The sequence below is a fragment of the Mesorhizobium argentiipisi (SeqCode) genome, from assembly GCF_037179585.1.
In the GTDB taxonomy this organism is placed as follows: domain Bacteria; phylum Pseudomonadota; class Alphaproteobacteria; order Rhizobiales; family Rhizobiaceae; genus Mesorhizobium; species Mesorhizobium argentiipisi.
The window spans coordinates 1-25,337 of the sequence record NZ_JAPYKO010000030.1 but is presented as its reverse complement, the minus strand read 5'-3'; the positions used below and the strand labels follow the sequence as shown (position 1 = coordinate 25,337).

Sequence of the window (25,337 nt, the reverse complement as noted above, 5' to 3'; positions counted from 1 at the left end):
ATAGTCGACTGCCTGGACTCACTCCTTCGCCGCTCCGGCCGCCTTGATGTCCAGCAACCCATAGCCGAAGTCATTGTCCCGCCCCTTAGGCCCAAGATCCTTGGCCGTCGCCGCCAGCGCCTTCTCGATGTCGTCGGCAGAGCGGTCGGGCGCGGCGTGGATCAGATTGGCGATGGCGCCGGACACGATCGCGGCGGCGAAGGAGGTGCCGGTGACGACGTCCGAGCCGGCGCCGCTCGGCGCCACCATCTCGACGCCCGGCGCCGAGATGAAGACATAGGCGCCGCGGTTGGCCTGCGGCATCAGCCCGTCCTTGGCGTCGGTGGCGGTCACCGCGATCACGCCGTCGAAGGCGGCCGGATAGCCATAGGGCGCTTTCGGTCCGTTGTTGCCGGCGGCGGCCACCAGCACCATGCCCATCGCCCGCGCATTGCGGCAGGCGGTGCCGAGCAGGTCGTTCTTCGGCCCGACGAAGCTCATATTGATGATGCGCACATTCTGCTCGGCCGCCCAGTCGAGCGCCGAGAGGATGACGTCCATGGTCGACTTGCCGCCTTCGAAGGCGCGCGCGTGATAGATCCTGGCGCCCGGCGCCATGCCTTCCAGCGGACCGACGCCGGCGATAAGCCCGTCGACAGAGGTGCCGTGGTCGCGCTTCTCGATCGGCACATTGGGCATGGCGTCGTATTGGCCGGCAATCACGCCGGCGAGCGCGGGATTGGTATCGTCGATGCCGGTGTCGATGACCGCTATGCGCACATTCTCGCCACTTGCCTGCTTGGCGTCGAGCGCGATGCGGTCGAAGGCATAGTTCGCGATGCCGGCCGCCTGCTGCAACGTGTAGATATGGTTAGGCTCGCGGCGCCGCGTGCGGCCGTCGGCGGCAAGCTGCGCCAGTACCACGCCGACGGGCCGCCCGTCGGTGATGCCGAAGCGCACCAGGGTCGCGCCGAGCAGCCGCGACTGGCGCTGCGAGCGCACCTGCAGGCCGAAGGAATTGGCGATCTGCTGTACGACGCCGGCGCCGCCGTCGACCGTCACCAGAACCTCGTCGGGCACGAACTCGCCGGCGATCGCGCGCGGCGGCTCCGCCAGGTTGAGGCCTTGCGGCACCGTGACCGGCCCGCTCGGCGCCGGAGCGGGTGGCGGCGTGTTGTTCGAACCGTTCGACGACGATGTTCCGTTGGACGGTGCCGGCGTTTGCGGGGCCGTGGGCGCCGGCGAGTTCGGAAAGAGATCGACGATCAGCGCCGGCAGGAGCACCGCGCCGCTTGTGGCCGGGCCCGACATCCCGGCGCCATTCTTGGCGCCGCCGTCCTTGTCGCAGCCGCCGGCCGACGTCGTGCGGTTCAGGCAATCGAGCTGCTTTTGCGTCAGATTGGGGTCGTTGGTCTGCGCGAAAGCGGGCGCGGCGACAAAAGCCGCCGCGAGGATCACCGCATGAAGAATGACGCTCGGCCTCGACGCAATTCCGGGCGGAAGGTTACGGCGAAGTCGCCGAGCCCGGCCGCGGCGCGCGTTTCCTGGAATTGGGTTAGCCGCCATCGGCCGGTTTCCTTCCCTGCACCACAGCCTCCGCGAAGGACTGGGCGGCAATAAGGCCGACAAGCTTGTCGTAATCGGCCGCCGTCCTGGCCGGGATCGCCAGGTGGAACACGCCGTCGGCGGTCGGGCCGCCGGCGATCTTCAACCCGTTCTGGCCGAGGAAGGCGGCGATATCGGCCATCTTCGCATCCGGCTTGAACTTCACCAGCACAAAAGGCAGCTTCGCCAGATCGTCCTGGGCGCCGGCCACCTCGAAATCGTTGCCCCTGCCGCCCGGCTGTTCGAAGGACTGCACGATGACCAGCGCAAGCAGCGCCGCGGCAGCCGCCCAGGCGACGCCGGCAGGCATTGCCGTCACCCGGCCGAAGACCTTTGCCAGCCAGGATTGGCCGGGCGCGCGCACCGGCCCGGCCTCGGCGTCGAGCGCCCTGGTAAAACGGCTGAGCGCATCGGCGGGCGGGCGGATCGCTTCGTTGGCGGCGGCGGTGCCGGAGAACTCGGCCTCGGCCTCGCCAAGGGCGGCAAGCGCCGCCGGATCGGTCGCCAGCCATTCCTCGACGGCCTCCAGCTCGGCGCCTTCCAGCGAGCCGTTCAGGTAGAACGGCAGCAGCATCTCCATCTCGTCGCGACGCGACATCTTTTCAGCGGCGCTCATGGCCATCCCCTGTCGTAACCGGCGGCCTTCAGGGCTTCGCCGAGTTTCTTGCGGGCATAGAACATCCTGGTTTTGACGGTCGCGGCCGGAATGCCGAGCACCTCGCCGATCTCGCTCACCGACTGCCCGTGGTAATAGGCAAGGTCGATCACCGTGCGGTGTTCCTCGGCCAAGGCATCGACGAAGCGGCGCAAGGCGGCTGCCTTGTCCTCTTTCATGGTCACGACTTCCGGCGTGTCGGCGCCGTCGGGAACCTGCGCCGCATCGTCGTCGTCGATCCAGTCTTCCTTCTTCTTGCGCAACATGGACAGCGCCTTGAAGCGGGCGATGCCGAGCAGCCACGTCGAGACTTCGGAGCGGCCCTCGAAGCCGGGCGCCTGCTTCCACAGTTCGAGAAAAACCTCGTTCGCGATATCGTCGGCCATCATTTCCGATCCCGTCTGGCGCGCCACGAAGCGGTAGATCCGCGCGTGGTGACGCATGAACAGGAGCCGAACGGCAGCCCGGTCGCCCTTCGCGACCCGGTCTACGAGCGCGCGATCGGTTTCGGTCGTCGCATTCATGGCCGGTCGAGCCGCCTGGCTCCTCGAAGCTCTGTCGCTGATCGGTCCAAAAAGGTTCACCCTCCGCCAAGGATTTCTTGGAGGCTAACTGAAGAAAGTGAGTGTTGCCAGAGGGCAGGGTTTCTCCTGCTCCCCTTGTGGGAGAAGGTGGATCGGCGCGATAGCGCCGAGACGGATGAGGGGTGTTCCAGCGGAGTGAGAGGTCGGCTTTCCCTGGGCACCCCCCATCCGTCGCCTTCGCGACACCTTTTCCCACAAGGGGAGAAGGCAAGGCCGCGTTTACCCCAAAAACACCTTGGCCTTCATCGTCGCAGGTATCGCCACACCAAGCCGGCTCAGCACTGTCGGCGCGAGCTGCAGCTGGTCGAGCAGCGTGTCGGCCTCAGGCCCCTTGGCCGGACCGAAATAATAGAGCGCGAAATCCTGCATCTCGTCGTCATGGCCGCCATGGTGGCCACGGCCGGTCTGACCATGGTCGGCCGTCACGATCACTTCATAGCCGGCCTGGCGCCATTGCGGCAGGAAGGCCGCGAGCATGCCGTCCATCGCGTAGCAGGCATGATCCATTTCGTGGCAGTCATGGCCGAAGCGATGGCCCATCGAGTCCAGCGTGCAGGTGTGCAGGATGCCGTAGTCGATGCCATGGCGTTTGGTCAGCATCGTCAGCGTCGCGAACAGGTCGACGTCGCTTGGCGTCATCTGGTTCTTGAGATTGTAGCCGGTCATGGTGTGGAAGCGGCCATGCGTGATCGGCCCGCCCGGCTCGTCGAACTCCATGTCTTCGACAAGGTCGAATGGATACGAGCGAAAGAATTCCGACCAGTAGGAATGGGTCACCGCGCCCGTCTTGCCGCCGGACTTGCTCACTTCCGAAAAAATGTCCGGTTGCGTGACGCGAAAGCGGTTCTCGTTGGATAGAATGCCGTGCACTTGCGGGGTCACCCCGGTGTGGATCGAGGCGTAGCAGCAGGCGGACGTCGACGGCAGCACCGAGCGCATCTTCCACACTTGCGCCTCGCCCGATTGCGCCCAGCCCTCGAGATTGCCCATCAGCCGGCGCCAGTTGCGGTAGGGCACGCCATCGAGGATGATGAGCAGCAGTTTGGATTTGAGCGGCACGGGACGTCCCTGTGGTTGCTTTTCGAAACAGAAGCGCCGCGCATCGCGCGGACACGCGGCGCTGCTTTGGATAGCCTGATATCAGGCGTTCAACCAGCACTGGCAGAGGCTGTAGCCGTCCATCATCTGGCCATTGGGTTTTTACCCAACCATCGACCTTCTTGGTCTTGGCGGCGACGCAATTCCGTGCGGAAAGCCGCTTAACAGTTCTGCGGGAATTGCGTCAGTTTCCGGCGCTTTCCATGCGCCGTCCCTTGATGGCCTTCTCCAGCCAGCCGATTTCCATCTCGGGCACAGAGGACAACAGAAGGTCGGTATAGGCGTCGAAGGGCGGCGTCAGCACCTTGCCCTTGGGGCCGTAGCGCACCACTTCACCGCGATACATCACCGCAATCGAATCGGCGATCGACTTCACCGTCGCGAGGTCGTGGGTGATGAAGAGGTAGGCCACCTTCTCGATCTGCTGCAAGTTGAGCAAGAGCTTGAGGATGCCGTGGGCGACCAGCGGATCGAGCGCCGAGGTCACCTCATCGCAGATGATCAGCTTCGGCTTGGCGGCGAGCGAGCGGGCGATGCAGACGCGCTGCTTCTGGCCACCGGAAAGCTCGGCCGGATAGCGATCGATGAAGCCCTTGCCCATCTCGATCTCATCGAGCAGCTCGGCAACGCGCTTGTCGCGTTCGCGGCCCTTCATGCCGAAATAGAACTCCAGCGGCCGGCCGATGATGGTACCCACCGTCTGGCGCGGATTCATCGCCACGTCGGCCATCTGGTAGATCATCTGCAGCTGGCGAAGGTCCTCCTTCGGCCGGTCGGCAAGCCTGTTGGCAAGCGTGCGGCCGTCGAAGACGACGCTACCTTGCTCGGGCGGCAAGAGACCCGTGATGGCGCGCGCCAGCGTCGATTTGCCGGAACCGCTCTCGCCGACCACGGCTAACGTCTGTCCCGGATAGATGTCGACCGAGACGTTCTTCAGCACCTTGACGTGACCGCCGCCATAGGCGGCCGTCACGTTCTTTACCGACAGCATCGGCGCCGTGCCCGGCTGCTGTTCCTGGTGTTCGATCTCATGCACCGAGACCAGGGCGTTGGTGTATTCCTGGCGCGGCTCCTTGATGATCTGGCGGGTGCCGCCCCATTCGACCAGCCGGCCGTGACGCAGCACCATGATCTCGTCGGACACCTGTGCCACGACGGCCAGATCGTGGGTGATGTAAAGGGCCGCTACATGGGTGTCGCGGATGGCGTCCTTGATCGCTGACAGCACGTCGATCTGCGTCGTCACGTCGAGGGCCGTCGTCGGCTCGTCGAAGACGATCAGGTCAGGTTCCGAGCACAACGCCATCGCCGTCATTACGCGCTGCAGCTGGCCGCCCGACACCTGGTGCGGGAAACGCTCGCCGATCGTTTCGGGGTTGGGCAGGCTGAGCTTCTTGAACAGGGCGACGGCGCGTTTCTCGGCCTCGGCGCGGGTCGCGGTGCCGTGCAGGAGCGTGGCCTCCACCACTTGGTCCATCAGCCGGTGTGCCGGATTGAAGGCGGCCGCCGCCGACTGCGCGACGTAGCACACTTCGCGGCCGCGCAGCTTGCGCAGGCCTTCCTTGCCGCCTTTCAGTATGTCGCGGCCGTTGAGGATGACTTCGCCGCCAGTAATCCGAAGGCCACCCCGGCCATAGCCCATCGATGACAGGCCGATGGTTGACTTGCCGGCGCCGGACTCGCCGATCAGCCCAAGCACCTTGCCCTTCTCCAGCGTCAGCGAGACGTCGTGGACAAGCGTGATGGTCCTCGGTGCTTCATCCGGCGGATAGACCGTCGCTTCGATGCGTAGGTTGCGGATGTCGAGGAGGGGGCCGGACTTTGCCTTGCCGTCAACCATCAGCCGCGTCCTCCCTTCAGGCTTGTTGTCCGATTGAGCACCCAGTCGGCGACGAGATTGACCGAGATCGCCAGTGCCGCGATCGCCGCCGCCGGGATGAGCGCCGCCGGAATGCCGAACACGATGCCGTCCTTGTTCTCCTTCACCATGCCGCCCCAGTCGGCATCCGGCGGCTGCACGCCGAGGCCGAGGAAGGACAGCGTCGACAGAAACAGCACGGCATAGATGAAGCGCAGGCCGAGTTCCGAGACCAGCGGCGACAGCGCATTGGGCAGGATCTCGCGGAAGATGATCCAGCCGCTGCCTTCGCCGCGCAGCTTCGCCGCCTCGACATAGTCCATGACGTTGATGTCGACGGCGACCGCGCGCGACAGTCGGTAGACGCGGGTCGAATCGAGGATGCCCATGACCAGGATCAGCGTCACCAGGTTCGACGGCAGCACCGAAAGCACGACGAGGCCCATGATCAGCGTCGGGATCGACATGAGGAGGTCGACGAGCCGCGACAGGATCGTGTCGTACCAGCCGCCGAATACCGCCGCTGAAAAGCCGAGAATGGCGCCGAGCGAGAAGGACAGTGCCGTCGCCAGCACCGCTATAAACAGCGTGATGCGGGCGCCATAGATCATGCGCGACAACAGATCGCGGCCGAGATTGTCGGTGCCCAGCCAGTGCGCGGCCGACATCGGCTCCCACACGTCGCCGACGATCTCGGCGTTGCCGTGCGGCGCGATCAAGGGCGCGAAGATTGCCGCCAGCACGAACAGCGCGGTCAGCACCAGGCCGGCCAGCGATGGCAGGGGGATGCGTCTGATATCGAGCATATCGGCCGCCCCTACTTCGGATGCCTGAGCCGCGGATTGGCGGCGATCGCCGCAATGTCCGCGATGATGTTGAGGGTGATATAGACGGCGGCGAAGATCAAGCCGACCGCCTGCACGACCGGCACGTCGCGCTTGGTGACGTGGTCGACCAGATATTGGCCCATCCCTGGATAGACAAAGATCACCTCGACCACGACGACGCCGACCACCAGATAGGCAAGGTTGAGCATGACGACATTGATGATCGGCGCGATCGCGTTCGGGAAGGCATGCTTGCGGATAACGGCAGCGGCCGACAACCCCTTGAGTTCCGCGGTCTCGACATAGGCCGACTGCATGACGTTCAGGATCGCCGCGCGCGTCATGCGCATCATGTGGGCGAGCACCACCAGAGTCAGCGCCGCCGCAGGCAGCGCGATAGCCTGCAGGCGCTCACCCAAAGGCATTCCGTCATAGACGGTTGAGATGGCCGGGAACCACTGGTGCTGGACCGCGAAGTAGAAGACGAGCAGATAGCCGATGAAGAACTCCGGGAAGGAGGTCGAGGCAAGCGCCACGCCGGAGATCAGCTTGTCGACCCAGCCATTGCGGTAACGCACCGCGATCAGCCCAAGCGTGATCGCCAGCGGGATAGCCACGATGGCCGCCCAGAAGGCCAGGAACAGCGTATTCCACAGCCGTTCCTTGATCGATGTCGCGATGTCCTGGCCGCTCGACATGGCGGTGCCGAGGTCGCCGGTCAGCACGCCGCCCAGCCAGTGGAAGTAACGGATATAGGCAGGCTGGTTGAGCCCGAGCTGCTCGCGCAGATTGGCCAGCGACTCCGGGGTCGCCGATTGTCCAAGGATGGCTTGCGCGACGTCGCCGGGCAGAATCTGCGTGCCGGCGAAGATCAGGACCGAAACGGCCAGCAGAAGGAGGATGCCCAGCGCAATGCGCTGGGCCACCAGTTTCACGATGGGTGAGGACATCTCCGCAAGGCCGTGCTCAGGCTTCGAGCCAGCACTTCGCCAGCGCGTAGCCGTTGCAAAGCTCCTGATGCGGATCCTCCACCCAGCCCGCCACCTTGGGGCCTGTTGCGTCGATGAACTGATTGAACATCGGCAGGATCAGGCCGCCTTCATCGCGCACCATGACGGCCATGTCGTGGTACATCGCCTTGCGCTTGGCCTCGTCGAGCTCGGCGCGCGCGGCCAGCACCATCTTGTCGAAGTCCGGGCGCTTGAAGCGCGTGTCGTTCCAGTCGGCGGTCGACAGATAGGCGGTCGAGTACATCTGGTCCTGTGTCGACCGGCCGCCCCAATAGGAGGCGCAGAAGGGCTGCTTGTTCCAGACTTCGTTCCAATAGCCGTCGCCGGGCTCGCGCTTGAGCTCGATCTTGATGCCGGCTTTGGCGGCGCTCTGCTGGAAAAGCTGGGATGCATCGACAGCGCCCGGGAAGGCGACGTCCGAGGTCCTAAGCAGCACGGCGCCGTCATGGCCGGACTTCTTGTAGTGGAATTTGGCCTTGTCCGGATCGTACTTGCGCTGCTCGATCTCGGTGAATAGCGGGTAGGAGGCGTTGATCGGGAAATCGTTGCCGAGCGAGCCGTAGCCGCGCAGCACTTTTTTCAACATCTCCTCGCGGTCGATCGCCAGCTTCAACGCCATCCTGAGATCGTTGTTGTCGAACGGCGCCGTGTTGCAATGCATGATGAACACGTAGTGGCCCGGACCGGAGTGGTTGCGGATGGTGACGCCAGGCACGCGCTTGATCAGATCGACGATCTTCGGCTCGACGCGGTTGATCATGTTGACCTGGCCGCCCTGCAAGGCCGCCGTGCGCGCTGTCGCATCGTTGATGACGATGATTTCGATCTGGTCGGCGTGGCCCATCTTGTCGCCCTGCCAGTAGTTGGCGAAGCGTTCGCCGCCATGGCGCACGCCGGGCTGATTGACCTTGACCTTGTACGGGCCAGCGCCGATGCCTGCATCGGCCTTGTCCTTGCCGCCGTTCGGCTGGACTATCAGGTGATAGTCGCTGAGAAGGTAGGGGAGGTCGGCGTTAGGCTCCTTCAGCGTCAGCACGACTTCCTTGCCGTTGACCTTGATGGTGTCGATGCCCTTCATGTAGCCCAGCGCGCCGGACTTGGACTTCTCGTCCGAATGACGCTCGAGCGTGGCAGCGACGTCTTCTGCGGTAACCGTCTTGCCGTTGTGGAATTCGATGCCGTCGCGGATTTTCAGCGTCCAGACCTTGGCGTCGTCCGAAGAGCCGATCTCCTCGGCGATGCGGTTCTCCAGCTTGCCGTCGGGCGAGAGTTCCACGATCAATTCGCCCCACATCTTGCCGAAGGCAAAGGGCACCTGGGTCATGAACAGGGCCGGATCGAGGCTGTTGGTGGATTCACCGCCGACCAGGCCGGCCTTCAGCGTGCCGCCCTTGACCGGGCCGGCAGCGCGCACGGCGCTGGAGAGCAGCGAGTTGGCGAAGGCGGCGGTAACGCCGAGCGCGGCGGCGCGACCGAGAAAATCGCGACGGCTAAGTTTTCCGGCCGCGACTCGCCGGCTGAGATAGTCGAGTTCGTTAGACATTATGGTTCCTCACTCTGGGTATCCGACCTTATGGTCGTTTCTTGGTATTGGAGGAGATAATGACCGTAAGGGAAAGCGGCAGGCAAGACCGAATGCGACATACGGTGGCGTAAATCGTACGTCGCATTTGGACCAATCTTGCTTCGGCTCAAACCATGGAGCGGGGAATCGTCTGCTCGAAGTCGCGTTCGAAGACTAGCTTTTCGCTCTCATAGGCTTCGATTCTGGCGCTGACGATGAAGTTTGCGGCGTCCGAACGCATCTGAGCGAAAGTCTCGGTCCGCACCGACCATTCATTGCGCGACAAGGTCTGCGTCCAATGCGTGGCTCCGGTGGCCGACACCGGGTCGTCGGGATGGATCGTCCATGTCTCGCGCACGATGCTGCCATTGACCAGCCCGTGGTCGAGGTCGCGCACCTCGCCGAAATCGTCGCTTATGGAAAGCGTGACAAGACCGGTCTTCTCGTCGCGGTCGACATGGCGTTCGGAATTGGCCGGCCGGATCGTCTCGATCGCCCACGGCTTTGCGCCTTCCGGCTCAGGGAACGAAACCTCATTGCCTTTCGCCAGCGGGCGCAGCGGCAGCTTGAGCGTCGCCTGCGCGAGACCAAGACGCACCGGCTGCGGCGAAGGCCAGATCATCGGCCAGTAGGCGGTCGAAACGGCGACGCGCAATTTGTGGCCGGCCGGTACCCGATAGGCGCATTGGTCGAGCACGACGCGCGCCGAAACGGTCTCCCCGGGAACCAACGGTTCGGGGAACTCATGCGAGTTGCGGTGGGTCAGGTTGAGCACGCCATAGGAGATCAGCTCCGAGGCGCCGTCCGGATGCACGTCACAAAGTCGCACCGCGATGTTGGCCTGCGGCCGATCGGAGACAAGCCGGACCTCGAGCTCCGGCGCCCCGACGATGTCGATCGCTTCGCCGAGCTGCGGTTGGTCGAAGCACACCGACAGTGCATCGTCGGGGCGCTGGTCGCCAGGCAGTTCCGGCCCGAAGGTGAAGGGAAAATATTCGCCGCCGGCAAGGCCGCAGGTCTGCGGCGAAGCGACGATCGAGGGTTTGGCGCCGTCGGGGATGAGGCCGATCGCCTCGATCTTGATGTTCGGCGACGGCCATTCCTGCTCCGCCACCCAGCGGCCCGGCCGTTCCGGGTGCCAGCGCGCCGGCCGCACGCTGTCCATGACATAGGCACGATAGGCCGGATCGGCCTCGACGCCGGTCTCCGCCCCCTTCAGCCAGCGGTCCCACCAGCGCAGCGCCTCCTGCAGGAAGCCGATCGCCGGCTTGGGTCCGGCGTAGTGCGGGTATTTGTGGATCCAGGGACCGACGATGCCTTTGACCGGCGACTGGATGTTGGTGACGAGATTGGAGATCGTGTTGCGGTAGCCGTCATGCCAGCCGCCGATCGACAGCACGGCCGCATGAACAGCTGAAAAATCCTCGCAGATCGAGCCGCGCTTCCAATAGGCGTCACGATGCTGGTGGCTGAGCCAGAGTGGCAGAAGGAAGGGCTGGTTCTCCAGCCGGCTAAGCCACAAATCCCGCCAGCGATTGCCGCCGGCGATCGCCGGATCCGGCGGCCGCGACGAATAGGACAGCATCGTCGAGGCCCAGCCGAAATTTTCCAAGAGCAGGCAGCCGCCCTTGTAGTGGATGTCATCGGCATAGCGGTCGACGGTCGAGCACAGGCTGATTACCGCCTTCAGCGCCGGCGGCTGCTTCGCCGCCACCTGCAGGCAGTTGAAGCCGCCCCAGGAAATGCCCATCATGCCAACATTGCCGTTGCACCAGGGCTGCGCCGCTGCCCAGGCGATGACATCGCAGGCATCCTGCAATTCCTGCTCGGAATATTCGTCGTCCATCAGCCCTTCGGAATCGCCATTGCCGCGCATGTCGACGCGGATCGAGGCGTAGCCGTGGCCGGCGAAATAGGGATGGGTCAGTTGGTCGCGGAAGATAGTGCCGTCGCGCTTGCGGTAGGGCAGGTGCTCGAGGATCGCCGGCACCGGATCGCCAGTCGCGTCCTCGGGCATCCAGATACGCGCCGACAGCCGGCAACCATCCGGCATGACGATGTCCATATCGGGAAACTCGACGACTTTGCGGGGGAATTCGGTGACGATTTTCATGACCGTGCATAACGCTCCGCGGCGCGGTGACTTTCAATCGCCATTCGCGACTGGAGCACCAAAAATTGCGACCTGGGTCGTTAGCGCAATTCGTCGAGCAATTCGGGATGTTTTTCGAGCAGCGTCATCAACTGAATGGTCGGCCCGCTCGGCTCGATGAGGCCTCTTTCATATTTGTCAAAAGCATTCTCTCCGACCTTGAACAGGGAACCCGCCTCGCGCTGCGACAGGTTGAGCTTTGCGCGCATGCGCCGGATAGTTTCTGGCGCCGGCACGCCGTCGATCTTTTCCTTGAGAATGCGCAGAGCGGCATCGACGGCAGCCATGTCGTCCCCGACATGCACGCCGTCTCCGTCCGAAGCCGGATAGTAACCCGGCAGGTCGACAACCATGCTCTCGCCTTTGTAGGTCACGGTGAACGGACGCACGCCGCGCGTCAGCGCCTCCCCGGTTTCGGGAAAGATCATGGTTTCACTGGTTTCTCTTGCCATGGTCATTTCTCCTTGAATGCCATGACTGTGAACTCGGTCACGACATCGGCCTGGAATTTCACGTAGAGAAGCAGGTCGCGCGCCGGCACATGATAAACATCCTGCCAGACCCGGTGATCGGCGAAGGTCGTCATCGATTTCACGAACATCTTCCGCGTCATGCCACCGATCACCTCGACAATGCCGGCGCGATCGAAACCAAGGCCAGCCGCGTCACGCAGAGCTGACGTAGTGATGGCCAATGTATCGACAGACCCGAACGTCGTCTTGATCGCATCGAGATCGTAAGTGGGCCTGCGTTTCTCCATAAGCCAATATGCCACCATAAAGGTGGCAATTCAAGATCGGGAAAGCCGCGTCAGCTCAGCGGGATGTCGTTGTCGGCCTTGCTTGCCTGATAGGCGTCCGAAAGCTCGTCATAGCGCGCCGCAATCCTGCCGATCCTAGCCTCAAGCCGCTTGCGCTCAGCCTCGGGCAAAGCCCTAACCAGCCGGCGTATGGAAAAGCTCTTCCAATAGGCGTTCTCGGCATTGTAACCGCCGGGGTCGAGGGTGAAGACCTCTTTCAGGATTTTCAGATCGTGCGGGATGGCGAAACTGTCGCGAGAATCCTCGTGGCTGAACAGGTAGTAGAAATTGTCGAAGCCGGTCCAGGTAATCGCCGACAGACAGAGCGAGCAGGGCTCGTGCGTGGCGATAAACAGCGCATCTTTTGTATCGACGCGCTCGGCCTTGGGCATCTCGTAGAAACGCTTCAAGCAGTGCACTTCGCCATGCCACAGCGGATTTTCCATTTCGTTGTTGGTCTCGGCCAGCACCAGCGACCGGTCGTCCTTCCGCAGGATCGCGGCGCCGAACAGCTTGTTACCGTGGGCAACGCCTTGCGCCGTCTTCGGCACGATGTCGTGCTCGATCACATCGAGCAGGCGGTCGATCAGCGAAACGTCGGTCATGAAATCGTAAGCTTTCAGGAGAGGTGGATCTCGTATGGATGCGAGAAATAAAATTCCTCGAGATTGGAGCCGTCGCCGCCGCGGTCGACGATGAGGAAATCCTGTTCTTCGCCGATCGGCGTCAGCACGCCGTGCCAGAGGTTGCGGCGATAGTTGATGCCTTGTCCGGGGCCGGCGAGAAAGGCATGCGGTTCACCCGGGCCGTCCTTCGTGTCATGGCAGACGACCACCAGAAAAGGCCGCGGCGACAGCGGGATGAAGGCCTGGCTGCCGAGCGGATGGCGCTCGACCATGGTGAGCTTCAGCGGCATCTCATAGGGCGTGCCGCGCACCATCGAGATCAGCACGCGCGCATTCGGGCCTGCGGCCTCGGCGGTGGCGAGGTCGTGATAACGCATCGCCTTGCCGCCATTGATCGGGTAGCGGTTGTCGCCGCCCATGTCGATGACGTCGCCGAAGGGCGCGAAGTTCTCGCGGGTCAGCGGTCGGGCGACGATGCGGCTCACCGTGCCTTGCCCCCAAGATAGCCGCCAAGCCTGGCGTGCCTGTTGACGTCCTTGTAGAGCAGGTAGCGGAAATTGCCGGGGCCGCCGGCATAGCAGGCCTGTGGGCAGAAGGCGCGCAGCCACATGAAATCGCCGGCTTCGACCTCGACCCAGTCCTGGTTGAGGCGGTAGACCGCCTTGCCTTCCAGCACATATAGCCCATGCTCCATGACATGGGTCTCTGCGAAGGGGATGACCGCACCCGGCTTCAGCGTCACGATGGTGACATGCATGTCGTGGCGCATGTCGGCCGGGTCGACGAAGCGGGTCGTTGCCCAGCGCCCTTCCGTGCCCGGCATCGGGCTTGGCGCCACGTCATGGTCGCTCGAGAAGAAGGCTTCCGGCGCGTCGAGCCCATCGACCGCCTCATAGGCCTTGCGGATCCAGTGGAAGCGGACAGCAGTGCTGCTCTCGTTACGCACCGTCCAGCCGCTCGACGGCGGCAGGAAGGCGAAGCCGCCGGGGGCAAGCACATGTTTTTTGCCGGCAAGCGAAACGGTGAGCTCGCCCTCGACGACGAACAGCACACCCTCGGCGCCGGCGTCGAGTTCGGGCCGGTCGCTGCCGCCGCCCGGCAGGACCTCGACGATATATTGCGAGAAGGTCTCGGCGAAGCCCGAGAGCGGCCTTGCGATGATCCAGGCCCTCGTCTCGTCCCAGAAGGGCAGCGGGCTGGTGACGATGTCCTGCATCACGCCCCTGGGAATGACGGCATAGGCCTCAGTGAAGACGGCGCGGCCGGTCAAAAGTTCGTTCTGGCCGGGATGGCCGCCATGCGGTGAGTAATAGGTTCGCTCGGCAGTCTTGATCATATCCATGGGGATCCCTGGCGTTATTGCGGGAGCATGTCTTTCAGGCGAAGCAGTGCGATGCGCTCGACCTGTTTGCAGGCGGTTTCCAACTCGGTGCCGCGGCTGTTGCCGATCCGCGCCTCGAACTCCGCCAGGATTTCGTCCTTGGTCTTGCCCTTGACCGCGATGATGAAGGGGAAGCCGAAGGTGGTGACATAGGCGGCGTTGAGTTTCGAGAACAGCTCGCGCTCCTTGTCGGTCAGCGCGTCGAGCCCGGCGGAGGCCTGCTCCTTGGCCGATTCCGGCGTCAGCCGCTTGGCTGCCGCCAGCTTGCCCGCAAGGTCCGGATGGGCGTTGAGCACGGAAAGCCGTTCGGCCTCCGTCGCGGCGCGGAAGACACGGCAGAGCGCGTTGTGCAGGCCGCCCGCGCTGTCATGCGCAGGGCCGAGTTCCAGTTCGTAGGCGCGCTTGGCGATCCAGGGCGAATGCTCGAAAACGCCGCCGAAGGCATGCACGAAGTCCTCGAACCCCATCCGCGACGGCCGCAGCGCCGGCGCCTCGTAGGGGTGCGTTTCGCGCCAGTGTTTGGCGATGTCGATGCGCCGCGTCAGCCAAACCTTGTCGTGCGACTTCACATAGTCGACGAAGCGCTTCAACGCCGCGACCCGTCCGGGACGGCCGACCAGCCGGCAATGCAGGCCGATATTCATCATGCGCGGCCTGCCCGCCTTGCCCTCGGCATAGAGCGTGTCGAAACTGTCCTTCAGATAGGCGAAGAACTGGTCGCCGGAGTTGAAGCCCTGCGGTGTGGCAAAGCGCATGTCGTTGGCGTCGAGCGTGTAGGGGATGATGAGCTGCGGCTTCTGCAACCCGTCGCGGTCGAACCAATAGGGCAGCTCGTCGTCATAGGTGTCGGAGACATAGTCGAAGCCACCTTCCTCGGCGACGAGCCGCACCGTGTTGACCGAAGTGCGGCCGGTGTACCAGCCGGTCGGCCGCGCGCCGGTCACCTCGTAATGCAGCTTGATCGTCTCTTCGAGATCGCGCCGCTCGTCCTCGGCCGAGTGGTCGCGATAGTCGATCCATTTCAGGCCATGCGAGGCGATCTCCCAGCCAGCCTCCTGCATGGCGGCCACTTGGTCGGGCGAGCGCGCGAGCGCGGTGGCGACGCCATAGCAGGTCACCGGCACCTGCGCGTCGGTGAACAGCCGGTGGAGCCGCCAGAAGCCGGCCCGCGCGCCGTACTCATAGATCGATTCCATGTTCCAGTGGCGCTGGCCGACCCAGGGCGCCGCGCCGACGATCTCCGACAGGAAAGCCTCCGAAGCCTTGTCGCCATGTAGTACGCAGTTCTCGCCGCCTTCTTCGTAATTGACGACGAACTGCACCGCGACATGGGCCCCGCCCGGCCATTTCGGATCCGGCGGATTGGCCCCGTAACCGCGCATGTCCCGTTCGTAACGCATTGCCGCTCCTGCCCGATTGCTGCATTGAAGATATCGAAAGGAGTGCTGCTGCATTCCCCCGAAAATTTTTGAAAGTGCTTTTTGCCGCACTCCGCTCGACCCGGGCTTATGCATCGCCTTTAATTGGCGCACAATTGACCTGAACTGAACCTGGGATGGGAGGCGGCCAGTGGCAGAAACGTCGAAAGCCGATGGCGGGCGCCTGACGACCCATGTGCTGGACACCGCGACCGGTCGGCCGGCAAAGGGTCTGTCGATCGGGCTTTTCCGCATCGAGGGCCAGAACCGCACGCATCTTAAGACGGTCGCCACCAATGACGATGGCCGCTGCGACGCGCCGCTGCTTGCCGGCGCCGATTTCCGCACCGGCGAATATGAGCTGGTCTTCGCCGCCGGCGATTATCTGCGCGGCCAAGGCATCAACCTGCCTGAGCCCGCTTTCTTGGACATCGTGCCGATCCGCTTCGGCATGGCGGAAGAACGGCACTATCACGTCCCACTCTTGATTTCGCCCTATGGCTACTCGACCTATCGGGGGAGCTGAGACATGCCAGAGATCCGCAACGAGATACGCTTCATCCTGAACGGCGCCGACGTGGCGCTGACCAATGTCGCGCCCGATGCGACTCTGCTCGACTGGCTGCGGCTCAACCGCTCGCTGCGCGGCACCAAGGAAGGCTGTGCCGAGGGCGATTGCGGCGCCTGCACGGTGCTGGTCGGCAAGCTCTCCGCCGAAGGTCTCGTCTATGAAAGCGTCAATGCCTGCATCCGCTTCATGGGCTCGCTCGACGGCACGCATGTCGTCACCGTGGAGCATCTGCGCGGCGAGCCTGGCAAGTTGCACCCCGTGCAGCAGGCAATGGTCGATTTTCACGGCTCGCAATGCGGCTTCTGCACGCCGGGCTTCATCATGTCGCTCTACGGCCTGTGGATGAAGACTCCCGATCCGTCCAACGCCGCGATCGAAAAGGCGCTGCAAGGCAATCTCTGCCGCTGCACCGGCTATGAGGCGATCATGCGCGCCGCGCATGCCATTTCGAGCTATGGCAAGTCGGCTAAGGATCCGCTGGCCGTGGAGCGCGAGGGCATCACGGCACGGCTGAAGGCACTGCGCGATGGCGCTAGGGTCGAGATCGGGTCGGGCAAGGCGCGATTGATCGTGCCGGCCGACGTCGACGATTTCGCCGCTTTGCTCGAAAGGGAACCGGGCGCCACCATCGTCGCCGGTTCGACCGATGTCGGCCTGTGGGTCACCAAGAACATGCGCGACATCTCGCCGGCGATCTTCATCGGCGGCCTCGACGGCTTGCGTACCACCTCGGAGAAAGACGGCATCATCACCATGGGCGCTGGCGTGACCTACACCGAAGTCTTCGAGACGCTGTCAAAGCGTATCCCGGCATTGAGACCGCTCGTCGACCGCATCGGCGGCGCGCAGGTGCGCAACATGGGCACGATCGGCGGCAACATCGCCAACGGCTCGCCGATCGGCGACACGCCGCCGCCGTTCATCGCGCTCGGCGCGCAGCTCACCTTGCGCAAAGGTCAAGTCCGCCGCACGATACCGCTCGAAACCTTCTTCATCGCCTATGGCAAGCAGGACCGTCAGCCCGGCGAATTCGTCGAATCCGTGCATGTGCCGGTGCCGGAAAAAGGAACGAAGTTTGCCGTCTACAAGGTCACCAAGCGCCGGGACGAGGATATCACCGCGACGCTCGGGGCATTCTACCTGACCTTGGCTAAGGACGGCACGGTGGCCGACATCCGCATCGCCTATGGCGGCATGGCGGCGACGCCGAAGCGCGCCGCGGCGGTCGAGAAGGCGCTGATCGGCAAGGCCTGGAATGAAGCGACGGTGGAGGCCGCGATGGCGCAATACGCCAAGGACTTCACGCCGCTGACCGACATGCGCGCGACCGCCGAATACCGGGCGCTCGCGGCAAAGAACCTCTTGCTGCGCTTTTATATCGAGACGACCGGAACGAAGGCGCCGTTCCAGGTCTCGCGCGACGAGGCGGCCTGATGCAAATCAACGCGAGCAAACGGTCGCCGGTAGCGCCCTTCTCCCCGTTGACGGGGAGAAGATGCCGGCAGGCAGATGAGGGGCGGCGCCGACTCCGGCTAGTCGCTGCAAACTCGTCGACGTCGGCGGTGCCCCTCATCCGACCCTTCGGGCCACCTTCTCCCCGTGAACAGGGAGAAGGGAAGGAGGCTGAATGAACAAGCACGCCACTCCTAACCTCAAGGCCGAAAAGATCGCAGGCGGCGTCGCTACTGACCAGCGGCACGATTCCGCGCATAAACACGTCAGCGGCGCCGCAGTCTATATCGACGACATGCCAGAGCCTGCCGGCACGCTGCATGTCGGCCTTGGCCTGTCGAGAATCGCGCATGGCACGCTGAAAAGCGTCGACCTGTCGGCGGTGCGCTCAGCCCCGGGCGTCGTCGACGTTCTGACCTATGCCGACGTTCCCGGCGAGAACGATGTTTCGCCGAGCAACATGCATGACGATCCGGTGTTAGCCGAAGGCAAGGTTCAGTTTTACGGCCAGCCGATCTTCGCCGTGGTTGCCGAGACGCGCGAGGAAGCGCGCCGCGCGGCGCGCCTGGCCAGGATTGAGTATGACGAGCTTCCGGCCGTCATCGACATCTGGAACCTCGACCCGGTCAAGGACAAGCAGGTCACCACCCCGCTGATCCTGAAGCGGGGCGATGCGGCTGCGGCGATTGCCGCCGCGCCGCGCCGTATCAAGAACCGCATGTGGCTCGGCGGACAGGACCATTTCTACCTGGAAGGCCAGGTTTCGCTCGCCATTCCCGGCGAGGACGACGAGGTCATCGTCTATTGCTCGACGCAGGGGCCGAGCGAGACGCAGCATCTGGTCGCCCATGCGCTCGGCGTTCCGAGCCATGCGGTGACAGTCGAAGTGCGCCGCATGGGCGGCGGCTTCGGCGGCAAGGAAACCCAGGCCAACCAGTGCGCCGCGATCGCCGCCATTGCCGCCAAGAAGCTCAAGCGCGCGGTGAAAATCCGGCTCGACCGCGACGAGGACATGACCGCCACCGGCAAGCGGCATGATTTCGCCATCGACTACGAGGTCGGCTTCGACGACGAGGGCAATATCCGTGGCGTCGACTTCACCTACGCGCTGCGCTGCGGGTTCTCCGCCGATCTCTCTGGTCCCGTCGGCGACCGCGCGCTGTTTCACTGCGACAACGCTTATTTCTATCCGGCTGTGCATGCGAAGTCGGCGCCGCTCTACACCAACACAGTTTCCAACACCGCCTTCCGCGGCTTCGGCGGGCCGCAGGGCATGGTCGGCGCGGAGCGCGTCATCGACGAGGTCGCCTTCGCCGTCGGCAAGGATTCGCTCGAAATCCGCAAGCTCAATTTCTACGATCCGATGGAGGCCATCGGCGAGCGAAGCGTCACGCCCTACCACCAGAAGGTCGAGGATTGCATCATCCAGCGCATCGTGGCCGAGCTGGAGGAAAGCGCGAACTATGCGCGCCGCCGCCGTGAGATCAGCGCCTTCAACAACAACAGCCGCTTCATCAAGCGCGGCCTGGCGCTGACACCGGTCAAGTTCGGCATCTCCTTCACCAAGACTGAGGCCAATCAGGCCGGCGCGCTGGTGCATGTCTATGCCGACGGTTCGGTCCATATGAACCACGGCGGCACCGAGATGGGCCAGGGCCTGCATCTCAAGGTGGCGCAGGTCGTGGCCGAGGAGTTCCAGATCGACCTCGACCGGGTCAAGATCAGCGCCACCACCACCGCCAAGGTGCCGAACACCTCGCCGACGGCCGCGTCTTCCGGCGCCGACCTCAACGGCATGGCAGCGCAGGACGCCGCCCGCCAGATCCGCAAGCGGCTGACCGATTTCGCCGCCGATACATATCAGGTGCCGCACGACCAGATCGTGTTCCTGCCCAACCGCGTGCGCATCGGAAATCAAGAAGTGGCCTTCAACGACTTGGTCAAGCAGGCCTATATCAACCGTATCCAGTTGTCGGCGGCCGGCTTCTACAAGACGCCCAAGATCCATTGGGACCGCAGCAAGGGCCGCGGCCATGCCTTTTACTATTACGCCTATGGCGCGGCCTGCTCGGAAGTCTCGGTTGACACGCTGACCGGCGAATATGTCGTCGAGCGCACCGATATCCTGCACGACGCCGGCCGTTCGCTGAACCGGGCGATCGATCTCGGCCAGGTCGAGGGCGGCTTCATCCAGGGCATGGGCTGGCTGACGACGGAGGAGCTTTGGTGGGACAATAGCGGCCGGCTGCGCACGCATGCGCCGTCGACTTACAAGATCCCGCTTGCCTCCGACCGGCCAAAGATCTTCAACGTCAAGCTGACCGACTGGTCGTCGGCCTATGAGCCGACCATCCACCGCTCCAAGGCTGTCGGCGAGCCGCCGCTGCCGCACGGCATGTCGGTGCTGCATGCGCTGTCGGACGCGGTTGCGAGCGTCGCGGATCACAAGATCTGTCCACGTCTCGATGCTCCGGCGACGCCGGAACGGGTGCTGATGGCGATCGAGCGATTGAAGCGGGAAGCCGCGAATCCGGCTTGAAACGTGCAATTCGGGCCGAAAAACACTATATTTCGGCGCTAGAGCATGATCCCGAAAAGTGGGAACCGGTTTCGGAGAAAGATCATGCTCCAACAAAGAGTTAGATCGTGAGGGCGATTCAACGAAATGCCATCACGGTCTAGGAATGCAGACGATGAACTCGAAAGCGCAAAGCCTGAAGGTATTTCTCAGCCAAGCTGGCCGGGTCGCCCTCGTCGAGGTGGCGGCCACGAAAGGCTCGACCCCGCGAGAGGCTGGCGCCTTCATGCTTGTCTCGGCATCGGCCATTTTCGGCACGATCGGCGGCGGCCAGCTCGAATACATGGCGATCGACAAGGCGCGGCAGATTCTGGGTGGAAGGTCGCGGCCGCGATCTCCCGCCAATGAAGCCCGCATCGAGGTTGATGAAGTCTGCGCCACGCTTGACGTCCCGCTCGGGCCGGAAATCGGCCAATGCTGCGGCGGCCGCGTCGAGGTGCTGATCCGCCTCGTCGACGCTTCGCTGGAGCAGCAACTGATCGCCAAGGCTGAATCGGAAGAAGCGCATCTGCCGCATGTCTATCTCTTCGGCGGCGGCCATGTCGGCCAGGCGCTGGCCGCGTCGCTGGCATTGCTGCCGATCCATGTGGTCGTCGTCGAGACCCGATCCGATGCATTGGAAGGCATGCCGGAGACGGTGGAAACGCGGCTGACGCCAATGCCCGAAGCCGTGGTGCGCGAGGCGCCGGCGGGCTCGGCCTTTGCCATCCTGACCCACGACCATGCGCTGGATTTCCTGATCGTCGCCGAGGCGCTGAGGCGCGAGGACAGCGCCTATGTCGGCATGATCGGCTCGAAGACCAAGAAGGCAACCTTCAGGAACTGGTTGCTGAAATCCGCCGAGGGCAGCGAAGCGCAGTTCGGCCGGCTCGTCTCGCCGATCGGCGGCAATGCGGTGAATGACAAGCGCCCGCCGGTGATTGCAGCACTTGCGGCCGCCGAGATCATGACGGCGTTGGTGTCGCACGCCACGGAAGCGCCAAGCTCGGCCGGCGCTGACAAGGCGATGGCCGGCTAAGTTGGCCGACCATGCTGTGAGAACCGGAAAGCCGCGTGGCTATTCCGTTTCCTGCGTGTGCGCCTCGAGGAACCACAGCAATTTGTCGAGCGAGCGCGAATAGGCGGTAAAGATGTCCGCCGTATCGCGATCGCCGGCGTCGTCGGCTTCGTCGATTGCTTCGCGGGTCAGTTTGGCGGCCGTGGCGTAGCGGTCGATCAACGCCGCCAGATGATCCTTGGTCTTGTGGATGTCGGTCGGATAAGGCTTCAGCCTGGTCGCCTTCGACACCTCCTGCGAGGTGCCATGCGCGGTGCCGCCGAGCTGCACGGCGCGCTCGGCGATGATGTCGACATGGCCGTCGATCTCCTCGCGGAATTCGTCCAGCATCTCATGGATGGCGATGAATTGCGGACCCTTGACGTTCCAATGCGCCTGCTTGGTGATCAGCGCCAGGTCGATGGCGTCGGCAAGCCTGGCGTTGAGCAGATCGATCGATTCCTTCTTGGCATCGGATTTAAGGTCGTTCTTGGTGACGATGGCATCCATGGTCGGCTCCTGTCGCGGCTGCATCGATTGGCTGAGAGCTGGTAGGCGGCCTGAATGACCGCCAACCGTCAAAACGGCGGTGGGTCGAATTTCGTTCCGCATCAGATTGGAGCGCACCACTCCGATTGCAGGTGTGACTGGCGCTCACCGCTGCTCACCGCTTTCTTCATTTCCCAAAACGGCTCGAACGTGTTTGTTGCGCCTCACGGGACAACGAGGCCAGGAACATGGACGTATCGAGGATCGCAGCCTTTTCGGACGGGAACACCGGCGGCAACCCCGCCGGCGTGGTGATCGGCGAGACGCTGCCCGACGCCGTCGACATGCAGCGCGTCGCGGCCGAAGTCGGTTTTTCCGAAACTGCCTTCGCGGCGCCCGAGGGCGACGGCTGGCGCGTGCGCTATTTTTCGCCGGAGTCGGAAGTGCCGTTCTGCGGCCATGCCACCATCGCGCTCGGCGCGGCGCTGGTCAGAAAGTTCGGCGACGGCGTCTTCAAGCTGACCCTCAACCAGGCCGACATCACCGTCGAAGGGTTTCATGATGGCGCCAACTTCGCCGCCGCGTTGCAGTCGCCACCGACGCGCAGCAGGCCTGCGTCGGCCGAACTGGTCGGGGAGGCTCTCGCCTTGTTTGGATATGAGCCGGGCGATCTTGATCCTGCCCTTCCACCGGCGCTCATCCATGGCGGCGCCGATCATCTCGTGCTGGCGCTGAAGTCGCGCGAGGCGTTGGCCGCCATGGCCTATGACTTCAAGCAGGGCCAGACCTTCATGCGGCGCGAAGGCCTGGTCACCATCCTGCTCGCCTATGCCGAGACACCGCGCCTCTTTCACACGCGCAATCCCTTCGCGTCCGGCGGCGTCTACGAGGAACCCGGCGACGGGTGCCGCGACCGCTGCCTTTGCCGGCTATCTGCGTGATCTCGGCTGGCCGCATGGCGGCGCGATCGACATCGTCCAGGGCGAAGACATGGGCATGCGCTCGCGCCTTCATGCCGACATTCCGCCGTCGCCCGGCAGCTCGATCAGGGTGTCCGGCACAGCGCGGCTGATGGATTAAAGCCCTTAACCGGCCGCTTGAGGCCGAGATGCTCGCGTAAAGTGCGGCCCTCATAGTCCTTGCGGAACAGGCCGCGCCGCTGCAATTCCGGAACCACCAGCGTTGCGAAGGCGTCGAGCTCGCCCGGGAACCAGGATGGCATCACATTGAAGCCGTCGGCCGCGCCGCCTTCGAAACGGGCCTGCAATTCGTCGGCGACCTGCTCGGCCGTGCCGACGACGCGCCAATGGCCGCGCGCGCCGGCAAAGTAACGGGCAAGCTCGCGGATCGAGAGCCCGTCCCGGCGCGCCTGCTCGATCACCAGCGCCTGCCGGCTCTTCATGCCTTCGCTCTCCGGCAGTTCGGGCAACGGCCCGTCGATCGGGTAGCGGCCGAGATCGGAGATGCTGAGATAGCTGGAGAGCAGCGCCACGCCGACATCGTCAGGGATCATTTCCTGCAGCGCATCGTATTTGGCCTGCGCCTCGGCTTTCGTCGCCGCGACGATCGGCGCCACGCCGGGCATGATCTTCACATCGTCCGGCTGGCGCCCATAAGCGGCGAGCCGCCCTTTGAGATCGCCATAGAAGGCCTTGGCTTCGTCGAAAGTCTGCGCCGCCGAGAACACGACATCGGCCGTGCGGGCGGCAAGGTCCTTGCCGTCGTCGGAGGCGCCGGCCTGCACCATCACCGGCGCGCCCTGCGGCGAGGGCGGAATGTCGAGCGGATCGCGCACCGAGAAGCTCTCGCCATCATGGCCGGCTGCGCGCCGGTTCCACAAGCCGGTGACCACCGTGGCGAACTCGCGCGCCCGCGCATAGCGGTCGGCATGCGGCCTGAGGCCCGTCGCGCCGAAATTCGCGGCCTCGATTGGGCTCGCCGAGGTGACAAGGTTCCAGCCGGCGCGCCCGCCGCTCAGATTGTCGAGCGAAGCAAAAGTCCGCGCCAGGCCGTAGGGCTCGTTGTAGCTGGTCGATGCCGTGGAAACGAGGCCGATACGCTCGGTCTGGATGGCAAGGGCGGAAAGCAGGCTGATCGGCTCGAAGCCGATCGAGCGCGACGTCTGGCTGGCGATCTGGACATTGGCTTCGCGCAAGCCGGCGGCGTCCTCGCAGAACACCATGTCGAACTTCGCCGCTTCGGCCGTGCGGGCCAGTTGTATGTAGTGGCCGATGTCGATGCCGGCCGTGACATGCGCGTCCGGATGACGCCAGGCGGCGATGTGATGGCCGGTCGCCCACAAAAACAGGCCGAGCTTCATCTGGCGCGCGCTCATTTTACGCCCCCTTCGCCGAGCCCGAGACGGGCACGCAGCGTCGCGCCTTGCCGGCTCTGGCCGGCCAGTTCGTAGCGGCGGATCTCCGGCAAAACGCGGTCGGTAAAACTCTGAGGTCCCTGAAGGTCAGCCGGCAAAGCAAGATGGAGGCCGTCACAACCGCTCGAGCCCAGCAAGGTTCGAAGGCCGTCGACATTGGGCTCGGATCCAATGGCGACCGTCAGCAGCACCTTCACGGTCGCCGGTTTGCGGCCTGCGGCAAGCGCCCGGCGTCTCAGCTCGGCGCTAACAGCATTGGCAGCCTCAATCGACTGTTCCTCGATCAGGATGACGTCGGCGACACGGCTCGCAAAATCACGATCGGCTCCGCCTGAGGCGGACATGACCAGCACTGGCGTGTTCTGCGGCGAGCGGGCGATGTTCAGCGGCCCGCGCACCGCGAAGAACTCGCCCTTATGGTCGAGAACATGCATCTTGTCGGGATCGTGGAACCTCCCGCCCGCCTTGTCGAACAGCAAGGCGTCGGCATCCCAGCCGCGCCATAGGCCCTGGACGATGTCGATATATTCTTCCGCGCGACGGCGAAAATCATCATCCGAGAAACCCTCGGGTCGGCTGAAATTTGCCGCCTCGCGCGGATTTTGCCTGAGCGTCGCGTTCCAGCCGATGCGGCCATGGCTGATGATGTCGAGCGAAGCAAACCGGCGCGCCAGATTGTAGGGCTGGTGGGCGAGCGTCGAGGCGCTTGCGACGAGGCCGATCTTTTCGGCCACGGTCGCCAGCGCGGCCAGCAGCGTGGTCGCTTCGAACGGGCTGCTCGATGGCGCATCCGCGGAGTCGGAGATGATGACCATGTCGACGCCCGCCGCTTCCAGGTTCCGCACGAAAGCGCTGATCCGGCCGAAGTCCAGGATGTCTTGTCCGTCGGCGGCGGCGATGTTGAGCGAAACGGCAAGATGCATGGTGCGGCCCTTCGGCTGCCTTTGAAATCGGGCAGCCGCTTTGGCTACCAACCTAGGCGCGCTTTCGCGCAAGGCAACGGGAACAAGTGGGCCACCGGACTGTCACGTGCCAGCCAGCCGTCGCGTGCCTCGGCTTGAGGTCTTGATGGCCCGCATGTTGTGTTGGCGGCTACATACTTCGGTGAATAGCCTGACCGCCTATCGTGTCGTCATTCTATAGCGGAGCAAGGAGCGAAGCGACGCGGCGCAGACCATAGAATCCTGTGTGTTGGTTCTGGTGTATGGTTGAAGTGGGAAGGAGACCGAGTGGATCCTGGTCGTCCTTTCGGACAGGCCGTGGCATGGCCCGGTCCCTTCC

General features: G+C 64.0%; 22 protein-coding genes and 1 pseudogene. 5 read left to right on the top strand and 18 right to left on the bottom strand.

All coding sequences use genetic code 11. The features are described 5' to 3' along the window. Window positions 1-18: 18 nt before the first annotated feature. The 15 genes from O7A05_RS28450 to puuE form a co-directional block, all read right to left on the bottom strand. Window positions 19-1,545 carry a S8 family serine peptidase gene (locus tag O7A05_RS28450; RefSeq protein ID WP_337096417.1) on the bottom strand — a complete coding sequence of 509 codons (1,527 nt, stop codon included), beginning with the start codon at window positions 1,543-1,545 and terminating at the stop codon, window positions 19-21. Further along, entirely contained in the window at window positions 1,535-2,200 is a 666-nt protein-coding gene (locus O7A05_RS28445) for an anti-sigma factor (protein WP_337096416.1), read from the bottom strand. The genes O7A05_RS28450 and O7A05_RS28445 overlap by 11 nt, the downstream gene beginning before the upstream one ends. Continuing rightward, complete coding sequence (locus O7A05_RS28440) at window positions 2,197-2,763, bottom strand: sigma-70 family RNA polymerase sigma factor (protein WP_337096415.1); 567 nt, start codon at window positions 2,761-2,763, stop codon at window positions 2,197-2,199. The genes O7A05_RS28445 and O7A05_RS28440 overlap by 4 nt, the downstream gene beginning before the upstream one ends. 279 nt (window positions 2,764-3,042) lie before the next feature. Beyond that, window positions 3,043-3,882 carry an alkaline phosphatase family protein gene (locus tag O7A05_RS28435; protein ID WP_337096414.1) on the bottom strand — a complete coding sequence of 280 codons (840 nt, stop codon included), beginning with the start codon at window positions 3,880-3,882 and terminating at the stop codon, window positions 3,043-3,045. Window positions 3,883-4,105: 223 nt separating this feature from the next. Continuing rightward, the gene (locus O7A05_RS28430) at window positions 4,106-5,761 is read right to left on the bottom strand and encodes an ABC transporter ATP-binding protein (protein ID WP_337096413.1); all 1,656 of its coding nucleotides are present in this window, start codon (window positions 5,759-5,761) and stop codon (window positions 4,106-4,108) included. Beyond that, window positions 5,761-6,585 carry an ABC transporter permease gene (locus O7A05_RS28425; protein WP_224511772.1) on the bottom strand — a complete coding sequence of 275 codons (825 nt, stop codon included), beginning with the start codon at window positions 6,583-6,585 and terminating at the stop codon, window positions 5,761-5,763. The genes O7A05_RS28430 and O7A05_RS28425 overlap by 1 nt, the downstream gene beginning before the upstream one ends. A gap of 11 nt (window positions 6,586-6,596) precedes the next feature. Further along, window positions 6,597-7,556: an ABC transporter permease gene (locus tag O7A05_RS28420; RefSeq protein WP_337096411.1), complete on the bottom strand. Its 960-nt coding sequence runs from the start codon at window positions 7,554-7,556 to the stop codon at window positions 6,597-6,599. Between the two features lie 16 nt (window positions 7,557-7,572). Further along, entirely contained in the window at window positions 7,573-9,159 is a 1,587-nt protein-coding gene (locus O7A05_RS28415; RefSeq protein WP_337096410.1) for an ABC transporter substrate-binding protein, read from the bottom strand. Window positions 9,160-9,307: 148 nt separating this feature from the next. After that, a complete protein-coding gene (locus O7A05_RS28410) occupies window positions 9,308-11,293 on the bottom strand; it encodes a CocE/NonD family hydrolase (protein WP_337096409.1) in 1,986 nt (661 codons plus the stop codon). Between the two features lie 80 nt (window positions 11,294-11,373). Beyond that, a complete protein-coding gene (locus O7A05_RS28405) occupies window positions 11,374-11,784 on the bottom strand; it encodes a type II toxin-antitoxin system MqsA family antitoxin (protein ID WP_337096408.1) in 411 nt (136 codons plus the stop codon). A 2-nt stretch (window positions 11,785-11,786) separates the two neighbouring features. Next, window positions 11,787-12,092 (bottom strand): type II toxin-antitoxin system MqsR family toxin, encoded by a 306-nt coding sequence (locus tag O7A05_RS28400; RefSeq protein WP_337096407.1) that lies wholly within the window; start codon window positions 12,090-12,092, stop codon window positions 11,787-11,789. A gap of 50 nt (window positions 12,093-12,142) precedes the next feature. Then, a complete protein-coding gene (locus O7A05_RS28395) occupies window positions 12,143-12,736 on the bottom strand; it encodes a nucleoside deaminase (RefSeq protein ID WP_337096405.1) in 594 nt (197 codons plus the stop codon). A gap of 14 nt (window positions 12,737-12,750) precedes the next feature. Beyond that, window positions 12,751-13,242, bottom strand: a complete 492-nt coding sequence (locus O7A05_RS28390) for an ureidoglycolate lyase (protein WP_337096403.1) — start codon at window positions 13,240-13,242, stop codon at window positions 12,751-12,753. After that, complete coding sequence (locus O7A05_RS28385; protein ID WP_337096402.1) at window positions 13,239-14,099, bottom strand: bifunctional allantoicase/(S)-ureidoglycine aminohydrolase; 861 nt, start codon at window positions 14,097-14,099, stop codon at window positions 13,239-13,241. Before O7A05_RS28385 ends, O7A05_RS28390 begins: the two co-directional genes overlap by 4 nt. Window positions 14,100-14,113: 14 nt before the next feature. Next, a complete protein-coding gene (puuE, locus tag O7A05_RS28380) occupies window positions 14,114-15,538 on the bottom strand; it encodes an allantoinase PuuE (protein ID WP_337096401.1) in 1,425 nt (474 codons plus the stop codon). Window positions 15,539-15,707: 169 nt separating this feature from the next. On the opposite strand from puuE, the gene uraH reads away from it, so the two are divergent. The 4 genes from uraH (at window position 15,708) to xdhC (ending at window position 21,175) form a co-directional block, all read left to right on the top strand. Continuing rightward, window positions 15,708-16,082 (top strand): hydroxyisourate hydrolase, encoded by a 375-nt coding sequence (gene uraH / locus O7A05_RS28375; RefSeq protein ID WP_337096400.1) that lies wholly within the window; start codon window positions 15,708-15,710, stop codon window positions 16,080-16,082. A gap of 3 nt (window positions 16,083-16,085) precedes the next feature. Beyond that, window positions 16,086-17,561 (top strand): xanthine dehydrogenase small subunit, encoded by a 1,476-nt coding sequence (gene xdhA, locus O7A05_RS28370; RefSeq protein ID WP_337096399.1) that lies wholly within the window; start codon window positions 16,086-16,088, stop codon window positions 17,559-17,561. A 193-nt stretch (window positions 17,562-17,754) separates the two neighbouring features. After that, window positions 17,755-20,118 (top strand): xanthine dehydrogenase molybdopterin binding subunit, encoded by a 2,364-nt coding sequence (gene xdhB, locus O7A05_RS28365; RefSeq protein WP_337096398.1) that lies wholly within the window; start codon window positions 17,755-17,757, stop codon window positions 20,116-20,118. A 154-nt stretch (window positions 20,119-20,272) separates the two neighbouring features. Further along, entirely contained in the window at window positions 20,273-21,175 is a 903-nt protein-coding gene (gene xdhC, locus O7A05_RS28360) for a xanthine dehydrogenase accessory protein XdhC (protein WP_337096396.1), read from the top strand. 39 nt (window positions 21,176-21,214) lie between these two features. Here xdhC and dps read toward each other — a convergent pair whose 3' ends face one another. After that, window positions 21,215-21,703 carry a DNA starvation/stationary phase protection protein Dps gene (dps, locus tag O7A05_RS28355; RefSeq protein ID WP_337096395.1) on the bottom strand — a complete coding sequence of 163 codons (489 nt, stop codon included), beginning with the start codon at window positions 21,701-21,703 and terminating at the stop codon, window positions 21,215-21,217. 227 nt (window positions 21,704-21,930) lie between these two features. On the opposite strand from dps, the pseudogene O7A05_RS28350 reads away from it, so the two are divergent. Next, window positions 21,931-22,762: pseudogene (locus O7A05_RS28350) on the top strand (PhzF family phenazine biosynthesis protein). Here O7A05_RS28350 and O7A05_RS28345 read toward each other — a convergent pair. Continuing rightward, entirely contained in the window at window positions 22,728-24,017 is a 1,290-nt protein-coding gene (locus tag O7A05_RS28345) for an LLM class flavin-dependent oxidoreductase (RefSeq protein ID WP_337096394.1), read from the bottom strand. The pseudogene O7A05_RS28350 and the gene O7A05_RS28345 overlap by 35 nt on opposite strands. Beyond that, the gene (locus O7A05_RS28340; protein WP_337096393.1) at window positions 24,014-24,979 is read right to left on the bottom strand and encodes an LLM class flavin-dependent oxidoreductase; all 966 of its coding nucleotides are present in this window, start codon (window positions 24,977-24,979) and stop codon (window positions 24,014-24,016) included. The genes O7A05_RS28345 and O7A05_RS28340 overlap by 4 nt, the downstream gene beginning before the upstream one ends. Window positions 24,980-25,337: the final 358 nt, after the last annotated feature.

Excerpts from the sequence above, each read along its gene's own strand:
- O7A05_RS28450 (WP_337096417.1), bottom strand. The coding sequence starts at position 1,545 with ATGGCGGCTAACCCAATTCCAGGAAACGCGCGCCGCGGCCGGGCTCGG.
- O7A05_RS28445 (WP_337096416.1), bottom strand. The coding sequence starts at position 2,200 with ATGAGCGCCGCTGAAAAGATGTCGCGTCGCGACGAGATGGAGATGCTG.
- O7A05_RS28440 (WP_337096415.1), bottom strand. The coding sequence starts at position 2,763 with ATGAATGCGACGACCGAAACCGATCGCGCGCTCGTAGACCGGGTCGCG.
- O7A05_RS28430 (WP_337096413.1), bottom strand. The coding sequence starts at position 5,761 with ATGGTTGACGGCAAGGCAAAGTCCGGCCCCCTCCTCGACATCCGCAAC.
- O7A05_RS28425 (WP_224511772.1), bottom strand. The coding sequence starts at position 6,585 with ATGCTCGATATCAGACGCATCCCCCTGCCATCGCTGGCCGGCCTGGTG.
- O7A05_RS28420 (WP_337096411.1), bottom strand. The coding sequence starts at position 7,556 with ATGTCCTCACCCATCGTGAAACTGGTGGCCCAGCGCATTGCGCTGGGC.
- O7A05_RS28415 (WP_337096410.1), bottom strand. The coding sequence starts at position 9,159 with ATGTCTAACGAACTCGACTATCTCAGCCGGCGAGTCGCGGCCGGAAAA.
- O7A05_RS28410 (WP_337096409.1), bottom strand. The coding sequence starts at position 11,293 with ATGAAAATCGTCACCGAATTCCCCCGCAAAGTCGTCGAGTTTCCCGAT.
- O7A05_RS28405 (WP_337096408.1), bottom strand. The coding sequence starts at position 11,784 with ATGGCAAGAGAAACCAGTGAAACCATGATCTTTCCCGAAACCGGGGAG.
- O7A05_RS28400 (WP_337096407.1), bottom strand. The coding sequence starts at position 12,092 with ATGGAGAAACGCAGGCCCACTTACGATCTCGATGCGATCAAGACGACG.
- O7A05_RS28395 (WP_337096405.1), bottom strand. The coding sequence starts at position 12,736 with ATGACCGACGTTTCGCTGATCGACCGCCTGCTCGATGTGATCGAGCAC.
- O7A05_RS28385 (WP_337096402.1), bottom strand. The coding sequence starts at position 14,099 with ATGGATATGATCAAGACTGCCGAGCGAACCTATTACTCACCGCATGGC.
- puuE (WP_337096401.1), bottom strand. The coding sequence starts at position 15,538 with ATGCGTTACGAACGGGACATGCGCGGTTACGGGGCCAATCCGCCGGAT.
- xdhA (WP_337096399.1), top strand. The coding sequence starts at position 16,086 with ATGCCAGAGATCCGCAACGAGATACGCTTCATCCTGAACGGCGCCGAC.
- xdhB (WP_337096398.1), top strand. The coding sequence starts at position 17,755 with ATGAACAAGCACGCCACTCCTAACCTCAAGGCCGAAAAGATCGCAGGC.
- xdhC (WP_337096396.1), top strand. The coding sequence starts at position 20,273 with ATGAACTCGAAAGCGCAAAGCCTGAAGGTATTTCTCAGCCAAGCTGGC.
- dps (WP_337096395.1), bottom strand. The coding sequence starts at position 21,703 with ATGGATGCCATCGTCACCAAGAACGACCTTAAATCCGATGCCAAGAAG.
- O7A05_RS28345 (WP_337096394.1), bottom strand. The coding sequence starts at position 24,017 with ATGAGCGCGCGCCAGATGAAGCTCGGCCTGTTTTTGTGGGCGACCGGC.
- O7A05_RS28340 (WP_337096393.1), bottom strand. The coding sequence starts at position 24,979 with ATGCATCTTGCCGTTTCGCTCAACATCGCCGCCGCCGACGGACAAGAC.